Consider the following 11452-nt stretch of genomic DNA (forward strand, 5'->3'; position numbering starts at 1 on the left):
CATGGCCATCAAGCAGCTTTCAGAAACCCTCATCAACCAGATCGCCGCCGGCGAGGTCATCGAAAGACCCTCCAGCGCCACGAAGGAGCTGGTGGAAAACGCCATCGACGCGGGCGCAACGCGCATCGAAATCGCCACGGCAGGCGGCGGCAAGGGACTGGTGCGCATCACCGATAACGGCTCCGGCATGTCGCCTGCCGATCTGGAGCTTGCGGTCCGACGCCATTGCACCTCGAAAATATCCACCACGCTTGACGATATCCGCACGCTTGGCTTTCGCGGCGAGGCCCTGCCCTCCATCGGCTCGGTTGCCAAGCTTTCCATCACCAGCCGGCAACACGGCGCAGAACAGGGTTCGGTGATCTCCGTCAACGGCGGCAAAGTCTCCGAGGTCCGGCCCGCCGCTGCCAATGCCGGCACCATCGTCGAGGTGCGCGACCTGTTTTTCGCGACTCCCGCACGGCTGAAATTCCTGAAGACGGAGCGAGCGGAGGCAGCCGCCATTACCGAAGTCGTCAAGCGGATGGCAATTGCCTTTCCGCACATCCGCTTCGTGCTGTCAGGCACCGACCGCTCCACGCTTGAAATCCCCTCCACCGGCGACGATCATCTTGCCCGCATGGCGCAGATTCTCGGTGCCGAGTTCAAGGACAACGCCATCGAAATCGATGCCGGGCGCGAGGATGTAACGCTCTCCGGTTTTGCCGGCGTGCCGACCTTCAACCGCGGCAACTCGGCGCATCAATATGTCTTCGTCAACGGTCGCCCGGTGCAGGACAAATTGCTGTTGTCCGCCATTCGCGGTGCCTATGCGGAAACCGTGCCGCACGGGCGATATCCGGTCGCGGTGCTGTCCCTGACCCTCGATCCCGCCTTCGTCGACGTGAACGTGCATCCGGCGAAATCAGATGTGCGCTTCCGCGATCCCGGCCTGGTTCGCGGGCTGATCGTCGGTGCGATCCGCCAGGCGCTGACCCGCGACGGCGACAGGGCGGCGACGACTGGTGCCAGCCAGATGATGAACGCCTTTCGCCCCGGCTACAGCCCGTCCAATCTCCGACCGTCTGCCGCTGCGACATGGTCCGCCGCGGCCTCGCCTTCCCGACCGCTTGCCGTTTCCGGGAACATGCAATTTGCCGAGGCCGTGCAATCGCGCTTTTCCGACATCACCATGCCGACCGCGCGGGCAGAACCCCGCGAGGTTTACGAGGCCTCGGCAAGCCCGTCGCTCGAACCGTCACAATATCCGCTCGGCGCCGCGCGGGCGCAGTTGCACCAGAATTACATCGTCGCGCAGACGGAAGACGGCCTCGTCATCGTCGACCAGCATGCGGCGCATGAACGGCTGGTGTTTGAGGAAATGCGCAATGCGCTGCATTCCAGACGCCCGCCTTCACAGGTGCTGCTCATTCCTGAGATCATCGACCTTCCCGAAGAGGATTGCGACCGGCTGATGGACCATGCGGCTGGTTTCGATGCGCTGGGACTGGTCATCGAGCGTTTCGGGCCGGGGGCGGTCGCGGTTCGCGAAACGCCGGCGATGCTTGGCGAGGTCAACGTGCAGGGGCTGGTGCGGCAGCTTGCCGACGAGATCGCTGAATGGGACGCTGCCTCCACGCTTGCCAACAAGCTGGAATATGTCGCCGCCACCATGGCTTGCCACGGCTCGGTGCGTTCAGGGCGGCGCATGCGGCCGGAGGAGATGAACGCGCTTTTAAGGCAGATGGAAAACACGCCGGGTTCAGGACAGTGCAATCACGGTCGTCCGACCTATATTGAGCTAAAACTTTCCGATATAGAACGTCTCTTCGGCCGAAGCTGAGCCTTAACCCCGGGGGCAGCAGGCAGGGCTGGCCTTGGGCGTAGCTCAACGATATAAATTCAAGGTACTGGAGCATCCGGATTGTTCAGGAGAACGCTACGCCGTTTCGGGCTGGATGCACTGACAGGACATAGCAGGAGACGAAAACGGATGAACAGATTTGAGGGAGGCGGAAACCGCATCGCCGTCATCGAATATCTCGACGGTGACTTCCGGATCGTGCAGACCGGCTCGCATGTCATATGCGCCATCACCGGCAAGACCATTCCGGTCGACGAGCTGCGCTACTGGAGCGTCGCCCGGCAGGAAGCCTATGTGGATGCCAGCGCCTCACTGGAGGCAGAGCGCAAGGCTGGTAATTTGCCCGCCTGATCAGCCGCGGAAGCACGCCCGAAATGGCCGCGTGTGAGAACTCTTCTTTTCGCGCTGAGGGCTGCTTACCTCTCCAACCTCATCCCTGTGCCTGTCACAGGGATCCAGCCAGCCAAAGTCCTTGGGCTGAAAGGTGTCTTTTGGCCGCGCAGACACACGTCGGCTGGATTCCTGTGACAAGCACAGGAATGAGGGGGTGAGTGCCCGGCGGCTTGCGTTACGAGATGCTCTAAATTGACGTCCGCGCATTTTCCCGCAGCAAACGGGCGCGGCAATTCCGCGCCGCCGTCTCGATGATCGTTGTGGCCGCATTGGGATCGTCGAACACCATGTCGACCTCGATCACCAGGCTGTTCCACAGCAATTCTTCCGCACGGCCATGGTGCCCGTTAAGACGCACGGCGTCCTTGGCCGTTGTCACCAGCTGCAAGTTTTCCTTATCCGCGTCCTGCAGAAGATCGGCGATCTCGTCATCGCTGAAATGGTGATGGTCAGGAAAGGAGCGCTGCAGCACGATTTCGCCACCAAGCTCCTCGACAGTTCGGAAAAACTTGGCGGGATCGGCGATGCCAGCATAGGCCAGCACGCGCCTTCCCCTGAAATCCTGCGGTTCCTGCGGCTTTATCGCCGCGACGAAAACCGGTTTGGCGGCCTTTGCCGCGGTTCTGACCAGCGGATCGGCCGCATGGCCGTTACCGACCTTCAAGAGTCCGGTCATATGCCGCATCTGTTCGGCAAGCGGCGCCCGGACCGGGCCGCCCGGCACAAGATGGCCGTTGCCGATGCCGCGCATCGTATCGATAACGACCAACGCATAATCCAGCGTCAGGCGTGCGCTCTGGAAGCCATCATCCATGATGATGAGATCCACGCCCTCCTTCACCAACCGATGTGCACCTTCCACCCGCTTGCGGGAGATGACCGTCACCGCCTCGCGGGCAAGCAGCAGGGGTTCATCGCCGACATCAGCGGAGCGGTGCTGCGCGGGATCGACGAGGGTGGTGACATCAAGTGTGCCGCCATAACCACGGCTCAGGAAGCCGGGTTTCAGGCCCTTTGCGGTGGCGGCTCGGGCGATTGCCATTGCGGTCGGCGTCTTTCCTGCACCACCTACGGTGAAGTTGCCGATGCAGATGACCGGAACGGGAACGCTCGCCCGTTTTGCCGTGCGCATCCGCCGGCCGGCAATATTGCCGTAGAGAAGGGAAAACGGTGATAACAGCCAGGCTTGCCAGCCTGCTTTCTGCCACCAGAAAGGCGGCGCTTCAGAAACCATATATGCCTGCTCCCGGCCGCATCACCCACGGCATTGCGCTTAAATTCGATAAGTCACATGGGTATTTGCCAGAAAAAACCCTGAATTGCAAAACCCGGCTATACATGCGCAGCTTGTCTCTTCCCATCTTGTGCGACAAGTGGCGCGCACTGCGGGGACATGACCTAAACAACGCGTTCCGGAAGCAGGGTTTCCAGCGCGGTAATATCATCGAAACAATAATGGGCGTCGGCGCCAAGGCTTTCGCGCGAGCCGGTTCCGGTGAGAACGGCAATGCGCAATCCTGCGCCGGCATTTCTCGCCATGTGCAGATCGTGATTATTGTCGCCGACCACTGCCACGCGTGCAGGCGCAAGACCAATCGCGTCGCAGAAACCGAGAACCATGCCGGGTTGCGGCTTCGTGCCGTAACCGCTGTCATAACCCGCGACGAAATCGACATCGCTTTCGAAACCGAAACGGATCGCCGTCTGGCGGATGGATTTTTCGTTGTCGCTGGAGGCGATGCCAAGCTTGTAGCCGCGTGCCTTGAGCCTTGCGAAAAATGCCTTGAGATCGGTGACCGGCACGGATTTATCCGCTGCTTCAGTGAATAGCCGGTCGAGCCGCGCAGTCAACTCCACGACATCGCAAGGCGAACCGGCGGCGACGAGACCGGCAGCTATCTCCGCCGTATTGCCGGCAGCCAAAAGACTGTCGGGCACCACATGCCCGGTAACCGGATCCATGCCGCAGGCGGCGAGAAGCTGGTCCGCAAGAACGGGATCGCCCTTGGCGGCAATCGCCGCAAGTTCACGGTTCACCGGCCCCCAGCTTGCGTCATAACCCAACAGCGTACCGTCCTTGTCGAAAAGGACTGCCGCAATCGATTGGGTCGCATCAATTTCCATATCCGCTACCATGAGCCGATGGCACTCCGCGGTTGCAGCTTGGCGGTGACTGTGAGCGGGTTGATGTAGGGCTCCAGCGCCTTGACGGTGGCGGAAAGCGCGCCGCGCATGTCCTGAATGACCCGGTTGCCGGCATCGATCATCTTGTAGCGTTCATTGTCGTTGACCAAGAGGTAATGCACCGCCTTGGCCAGCATCTCGACATCGCGGACGATGCGCCCGCCGCCTGCGCGGATCAGCTTCTGATAGGCCTCGCGGAAATTCTGTACATGCGCGCCTGACAGTACGGCGCAGCCCAGCATTGCCGGCTCCAGCGGGTTCTGCCCACCCTCGGCCGTCAGCGAACGGCCGACGAAGGCAAGTTCGGTGAGCCTGAGGTAAAGCCCCATTTCGCCAATGGAATCCCCGAGGAAGATATCGGTTTCCGGCGTGATCACGTCGTTGCGACTTCTGCGCGCCACGGTCAACCCCATGCCCTTCAGCATGGCTTCCACGTCGTCGCCGCGCTCGGGGTGGCGCGGCACGATGATGGTCAATTGACCGTTGCGCGACTTGATCGCCGCATGCACGGTGGCTGCTGCCTTCTCTTCACCGTCGAAGGTGGAGATCGCCGCCCATGTCTTGCGGGTGCCGATCTGCCTGCGATAGTGCTCGAGCAGAGCTTCGTCGCAAGGCGGCGGATCCGTATCGCCCTTGAGGTTGCCGGATATAACCACCGGCCAGGAGCCGAGATCACGGAAGCGTTCAGCATCGACATCGGATTGCGCAACCACCAGCGCCAGCTTGGAGAACAGCGATTCCGCAATGTCGTGCCGGTTGTTCCAGCGGTCGAAGGAACGGTCTGAGAGCCGCGCATTGACCCGGATCTGCGGAATGTGCCGGCGCTCCAGCTCCATCATCGTCACCGGCCAGATTTCCGATTCAGCGGTGATGGCGGCATCCGGTGCCCAGTAGGCGAGGAAACGGTTGACCGCGATCTTGATGTCGAGCGGCACATATTGGTGGATCACATCATCGCCAAGCCGGGTACGGGTCAGCTCGGCCGAGGTGACGGTGCCGGTGGTCAGAAGCACGAAGATATCGCGCTTGCGTATTTCGCGGATCAGCGGAATGAGGGCGAGCGTTTCGCCGACACTTGCGGCATGGAACCAGACGAGCGGGCCACGGGGGCGCTCCGCGCTGGCGTAACCGAAACGTTCTAGACGGCGGCGCTTGTCTTCCTTGCCCTTTGCGGCCCGATAGGAAAGATAAGGCCGTGCAAACGGATAAGCGGCGATACCGGCAATCCTGTAACCGGAAAGAGCGAAACGTGCGATACGGCTGCTCATGACATTCTGCCCTTGATCATTCCGCGCAATGCCCTGCCCCTGTTCTTTGTTGTTATCGCCGCCTACTTCTTCTCAAATTGCGTCATTTTTTATCATCGGAAACAAAAGCGCGATCACGTTTTCTCGCAACCGAATTTCCTGCCTGCCATTCCGGGCAGGAATCACGGGAAAACTCGCCTTCACCCAATAGTATTACAACGCAAGGGCAAAAGGACTCAATTTTTATCGTCGGGATTGAGAAGACGGTGCATATGCACGATAAAATAACGCATATGGGCGTTATCAACAGTCATCTGCGCCTTGGATCTCCACGCGGTCAGCGCGGAAGCGTAGTCAGGATAGATGCCGACGATATCGAGCGCATTCAAATCCCGGAACTGAACATCCTGAAGATTTTCCAGTTCGCCGCCGAACACAAGGTGCAGCAGCTGTTTCTGTTTGCCAGATTCCGTCATGTCTTGTCTCTTTCTTAAGCTCTGAGAGCCCCTCATCTGCGGGATTTCCCGGCAAACGTCAACCATCGGACAGATGTGAAAACGCTTTCAAAAGCGCGGGAAGCGCATATTCTGCTGCAGCGCACAATGCGGGGTGGTTTACCTCGCGGCGATTATACATCAGGGGTTTTCCATCAAGTCCGACCAGACTGCCGCCTGCCCTTTCGAGGATCAGGTCTGCGGCGGCCAGATCCCACTCGTGCGAGTTCGCCTTGACCAGCGTTCCATCGATGCGGCCATCCGCCACCATCGCCAGCCGGTAGGCGAGCGAGGGCACATGCGGAATGCGCTTGACGGTGCTGCGCACCTCTTCCGGCAGATGCGTAATCACGTCTTCAGGTGCGGCCAGATGGAAAACGCCGGTGTTTTCACGGGCGGCTGAAATCGGCTTGCCATTCTTCAGCGCTTCGCCGCCTTCAAGTGCGGTGAATTCCTCTGCGAGTGCAGGCGCAACAAGGGCGGCAACGACGGGTCGGCCCTCATGCACCACGGCGACGCTGACGCACCAGGTATCCCGCCCACCGATGAAGGCGCGCGTTCCGTCGATGGGATCGATGACGAAGACGGTGGAGCGGGCCAGCCTTGTCGTATCGTCATCCGTCTCTTCCGAAAGCCAGCCATATTCCGGCCGGGCGGTACGCAGGATGGTTTCGAGAATTTCGTTTGCCGCGTAATCGGCCGCGCTGACCGGTGAAAGCCCGCCATTCTTCCACCAGACCTCGGGGTCCTTGCGGAAGAAACCGAGGGCCGTCTCGCCCGCCTTGCGTGCGGCTTCGAGGACCAGCCTCAGATCGGAAGCCCAGCGGGCCTCAGCCATATCGTTCATTTTGCCGTCTTTTCCGCGCGCCTCATACGGCGCGCCTGTTTTTCCCTTCGCACTTGCACACAAAGTGCTGGCGAAAACAACCCGCAGGTCGCCTCACTTGCCCGCGATCGTCATGCCTTCGATAGCAAGTGTCGGTGCTGCGACACCATATTTGCGGTCGATATCGTTAGCCGGCGTGACACGCATGAACATGTCCTTCAGGTTAGAAGCGATGGTTACCTCGGAAACCGCGAAGGATTTTTCACCATTCTCGATCCAGAAGCCGCTCGCACCGCAGCTATATTCACCTGTGAGCATGTTGGCGCCGTGGCCAATCAGTTCGGTGACGTAAAAGCCGGTTCCGACGTCCCTCAGCAGATCTTCCGGCGAAATATCGCCTGGCTCCAGCGCAAGATTGGTTGAGGACGGCGATACCGAAGTGCCACCGCGCACGCCGCGACCGTTGGTTTCAAGGCCGAGTTCACGCGCTGCCGAGGTGGAGAGGAACCAATGCTTCAGCACCCCGTCCTCGATCATCGTCATCTTCTCGCCCCGGACACCCTCGCCATCGAAAGGACGCGACGAGGGGCCACGAACGATCTGCGGATCGTCCGTCAGATAAAGGCCCTTTTTCAGAACCTGCTGCCCCATCCTGTCGCGCAGGAAGCTGGTCTTGCGGGCAACGGAAGCGCCATTGATCGCGCCGGCAATGGCGCCGACGAAACCGCGCGCGATGCGGGGATCAAAAACCACGGTAATATTGCTGCCGGTATCGACCTGACGCGGGCCGACCCGCCGCACGACTTTTTCGCCGGCGCGGCGGCCGATCTCTTCGGCTGCATCCAGATCGGCGTAATAAAGGCGGCTGTCGAAATCGTAGTCGCGCTCCATCTTCGTGCCCTCGCCGGCGATGACACTGACGGAACGGCTGAAACGGCTGCCCATGTAGCTGCCGGAAAAACCGTGCGAGGTGGCAAGGACGAGGCCGCCCATGCCGCTCGATGCGCCAGCACCGGAGGAATTGCTGACGCCCTTGACGGCAAGCGCCGCCTCTTCCGAGGCGAGCGCTGCCTCACGCAATTGATCTGTAGAGACCTCGGTCGCATCGAAAAGCTCGAGATCGTCGTAGGAGGTTGCGAGCCGTTCCCTGTCTGCCAGGCAGGCGAAGGGGTCTTCCGGCGAAACCTTCGCCATGGCCACCGCCCGTTCCGCCAGGGTCTTCAGGTCGAAGCCGGGATTGGCCGAAACGCTCGCCACCCGCCGCCCGACGAAAACGCGAAGCGAAAAATCATCGCTTTCGGAGGATTCGGTACTTTCCACCTTGCCAAGCCGCACGCCGACCGATTGCGAGCGAGAGCGGACGACGACGGCATCCGCCTCATCCGCGCCTGCAGCACGGGCAAGATCGACAAGCTCGCTGGCGCGATCGAGAAGTTTGGAAGAATCTATTTCTGAGGACATGAGTTGGCCTTTCATTCCTGTTCCATTTATTGTGCCATCAACCCCGCATCAAGGGCGAAACGCCGCTTTCTCCATCGACAAGGCTTTGTCGCCACCATATTCGAAAGTCAGCCAGCATGACCGAGCACGACGCTCTCTTTTCCGAACCCTTGCTGCTTCTGGCCGGCGCTGTCATCGCGGCGTCGATTTTTCGCAAACTCGGCCTTGGCACCGTGCTCGGTTATCTGGTAGCGGGCATCGTCATCGGGCCGTTCCTGCATCTGGTGACAGACGCGAAAGATATCTTCAACGTCTCGGAACTGGGCGTGGTTTTCCTGCTCTTCATTATCGGCCTCGAACTCAAGCCGTCGCGCATATGGCAGATGCGGCGCGATATTTTAGGGCTAGGGCTGGCGCAGGTGCTGGTGACGGGCAGCGTGCTGGCGTTGATTGCCTGGTGGGCCGGGCTGATCGACGCGCGCGGCAGCCTCGTTGCGGGTTTCGGCCTTGCACTCTCCTCCACCGCCTTTGCGTTACAGATTCTTGAAGACGATGGCGACATGAATACGCGGCATGGCAACCGCTCCTTCTCGATCCTGCTGTTTCAGGACCTCGCCATCGTACCGCTTCTTGCCCTTGTCACCATTCTTTCCAACCGCCCGGACGTGCCGACGGATTCGATGGCCTACGATCTCGTCGCCTCCGTTGTCGCGGTGGCTGGCATGGTGTTGGCCGGGCGTTATCTGCTGACGCCGATGTTCCAGATCATCGCCCGCACGGGTGCGCGGGAGGTGATGATCGCCGCCGCCCTCTTCGTCGTCATCGGTGCGGCCGCCATCATGGAGGCGGTTGGGCTTTCGATGGGCATGGGTGCGCTGCTGGCCGGGCTGATGCTGTCGGAATCTTCTTATCGGCACGAGCTGGAAGCCGATATCGAGCCGTTTCGCGGGCTGTTTCTGGCGCTGTTCTTCATGGCTGTCGGCATGTCGCTGCACATCAACATCGTCTACGAGCACATTCTTCTCATCCTGATCGCCGTGCCGGCGATGATGGCTGTGAAGGCGGCCGTAATCTATGGGCTGTGCCGCATCGCCGGTTCGTCCCGTTATGCATCGAGCCGTATCGCGCTGCTGCTGGCGCAGGGCGGCGAATTCGGTTTCGTGCTGTTTTCCACTGCTGCCGCCTCCCGCCTGTTTCCGCAGGCGACGGCTTCCATCCTTGTCGCCATCGTGACGCTTTCCATGGCGCTGACGCCGCTGCTGGCAGTGGTTTCTCGCCGGCTGACGGCGGAGGATGCCGATGAGGACACGCTGGACGAGGATTTTGACGGGGCTGGCGCCGATGTGCTGATGATCGGCTTTTCGCGCTTCGGCCAGATCGCCTCGCAAATCCTGCTTGCCGGTGGGCGCGACGTGACTGTCATCGACAGTTCGGCCGATCGTGTACGTCAGGCTTCCCGCTTCGGTTTCCGCATCTTTTTTGGCGATGGTACACGCAAGGACGTGTTGATCGCGGCTGGCATAGAGCGCGCCGATCTCGTGGCGGTCTGCACCCATAAAAAGGAAGTCACCGACCGCATCATCGACATGATCCAGTCGGAATTTCCAAGCGTGCGCATCTATGCCCGCTCCTATGACCGCATTCATTCCCTCGATCTCAGGAAAAAGGGCGTGGAATACGAAATCCGCGAGACTCTGGAATCCGGCCTGCTATTTGGCCGCCGCATTCTGGAAGGGCTGGACATGGACGGCGAAAGGGCGCTTGCCATTTCCGACGACATACGCGAGCGCGACGAGGAGAGATTGCAGCTACAGGCCGTGGAAGGGCTCGCCGCCGGCAGGCAGATGCTGCACAACAAGCCGGTGCGCGAAGTGAAGCCTGAGCCACTGATGAAGCCGAAGAACAAGGTGGAAAAGCGCGAGGAAGAAGAGGACGAAGACGAGGGTGAAATAGCAGTCACCCACTAAGCGGCACGCGCTCGCCCATAGCGAATACTCAAGGAGTACCGCTCAAGCCTCCACGCCCTGCCCGCGATGGAACAGTTCCACCTGCATTTCGATCTGCCGTTTCAGATCATCCTTGATCCCGGCGGAAGCGTTCAGAACTTCTTCCGATTTGAGGAAATCCAGCACGCCAAAACGGTGCACCGGTGGGCGCAGGAAAATATGCGGCGGGCGCAATCTGAGTTTCAGGGCAATGGCCGCCTGCATCATCAGCTGACTGGCGCCGAACAGGCTGTCCAGCCGGTTCGGCATGGTGGTGCCGTCACCTTCAGGGCCGCCAACCACATCGATGCCGACGATGATATCGGCCTGATCCATCAGATGCTCATAGGGCACGGGATTGAAGATGCCGCCATCGATCATGATGCGGCCGTTGACGCGCACCGGCATGAATAGAGCCGGAATAGCCGCAGAAGCCGCCAGCGCCTGGATGATCTCGCCGGTTTCCACCACCACTTCGGTCTGCGCATAATAATCCGTGGTCACCACTTTCAGGGGAATGGCAAGTTCGGAAAAATCTTTCGGCAGGGCCTGCGGCATCAAGGCGTGCAGAATGAGTTCGAGATTGAACTGGCCAAGACGAAAACCATCTACCGCATGGCGCATGGATGCGGGGCCTAGGCTCCAGAGACGGTTGGCGACCGAACCCTTCCGCCCCATGAGTTCGAGAGTATATTCGCGGATTTCCTTGCCGCTCATGCCGGCCGCCATGCCTGCTGCGATGATGGAGCCGATGGAGGAGCCGGAAAGCGCGACCGGGCGAATGCCTAGTTCGTCGAATGCCTCGATAACGTTGATGTGGCAGATGCCGCGTGCGCCACCGCCGCCGAGCGCCAGGCCGAATGTCGGCTCATGACCGCTCTCGCGGCTGGCATCGATTGCCTCTTGCCCGGCGTGAACCATTGTGACGCTGTCGTTTACACCCTGCTCCATGCCAAATACCCAAGACCCTTTCCACGGCAAAGCCTCTGCCTATTCGGCAAACAAGACAAGACAGTGACGTGACGGGAAAGTGCTGCCGT

10 protein-coding genes are annotated in these 11452 nt (G+C 60.4%); 3 read left to right on the forward strand and 7 right to left on the reverse strand.

Annotation, left to right across the window (positions count from 1 at the left end; genetic code table 11):
• Position 1 precedes the first annotated feature (1 nt).
• Positions 2–1822, forward strand: coding sequence for a DNA mismatch repair endonuclease MutL (gene mutL / locus FB593_RS06015; protein WP_145166386.1), 1821 nt, complete (start codon positions 2–4; stop codon positions 1820–1822).
• A gap of 150 nt (positions 1823–1972) precedes the next feature.
• A complete protein-coding gene (locus FB593_RS06020; RefSeq protein WP_003519053.1) occupies positions 1973–2194 on the forward strand; it encodes a DUF2093 domain-containing protein in 222 nt (73 codons plus the stop codon).
• Positions 2195–2423: 229 nt separating this feature from the next.
• Here FB593_RS06020 and lpxK read toward each other — a convergent pair whose 3' ends face one another.
• From lpxK to FB593_RS06050, 6 genes are all read right to left on the reverse strand, one after another.
• The gene (gene lpxK, locus FB593_RS06025) at positions 2424–3470 is read right to left on the reverse strand and encodes a tetraacyldisaccharide 4'-kinase (RefSeq protein ID WP_145166387.1); all 1047 of its coding nucleotides are present in this window, start codon (positions 3468–3470) and stop codon (positions 2424–2426) included.
• A gap of 164 nt (positions 3471–3634) precedes the next feature.
• Positions 3635–4372 carry an HAD family hydrolase gene (locus FB593_RS06030; RefSeq protein WP_115064354.1) on the reverse strand — a complete coding sequence of 246 codons (738 nt, stop codon included), beginning with the start codon at positions 4370–4372 and terminating at the stop codon, positions 3635–3637.
• The gene (gene waaA / locus FB593_RS06035; RefSeq protein ID WP_004432170.1) at positions 4366–5688 is read right to left on the reverse strand and encodes a lipid IV(A) 3-deoxy-D-manno-octulosonic acid transferase; all 1323 of its coding nucleotides are present in this window, start codon (positions 5686–5688) and stop codon (positions 4366–4368) included. The genes FB593_RS06030 and waaA overlap by 7 nt, the downstream gene beginning before the upstream one ends.
• 215 nt (positions 5689–5903) lie before the next feature.
• Positions 5904–6143 (reverse strand): DUF4170 domain-containing protein, encoded by a 240-nt coding sequence (locus FB593_RS06040; protein WP_019564234.1) that lies wholly within the window; start codon positions 6141–6143, stop codon positions 5904–5906.
• Positions 6144–6201: 58 nt separating this feature from the next.
• On the reverse strand, positions 6202–7008 hold the full coding sequence (locus tag FB593_RS06045; RefSeq protein WP_004432172.1) for a 3'(2'),5'-bisphosphate nucleotidase CysQ: 807 nt from the start codon (positions 7006–7008) through the stop codon (positions 6202–6204).
• 93 nt (positions 7009–7101) lie between these two features.
• Positions 7102–8448, reverse strand: a complete 1347-nt coding sequence (locus FB593_RS06050) for a TldD/PmbA family protein (protein ID WP_065658307.1) — start codon at positions 8446–8448, stop codon at positions 7102–7104.
• 116 nt (positions 8449–8564) lie between these two features.
• On the opposite strand from FB593_RS06050, the gene FB593_RS06055 reads away from it, so the two are divergent.
• The gene (locus FB593_RS06055; protein ID WP_004432178.1) at positions 8565–10394 is read left to right on the forward strand and encodes a monovalent cation:proton antiporter-2 (CPA2) family protein; all 1830 of its coding nucleotides are present in this window, start codon (positions 8565–8567) and stop codon (positions 10392–10394) included.
• Positions 10395–10436: 42 nt separating this feature from the next.
• Here FB593_RS06055 and FB593_RS06060 read toward each other — a convergent pair whose 3' ends face one another.
• Positions 10437–11363, reverse strand: coding sequence for a patatin-like phospholipase family protein (locus FB593_RS06060; protein WP_013635561.1), 927 nt, complete (start codon positions 11361–11363; stop codon positions 10437–10439).
• Positions 11364–11452 lie beyond the last annotated feature (89 nt).

The sequence above is a fragment of the Rhizobium sp. SJZ105 genome (assembly GCF_007828365.1).
GTDB classification, from domain to species: domain Bacteria; phylum Pseudomonadota; class Alphaproteobacteria; order Rhizobiales; family Rhizobiaceae; genus Agrobacterium; species Agrobacterium tumefaciens.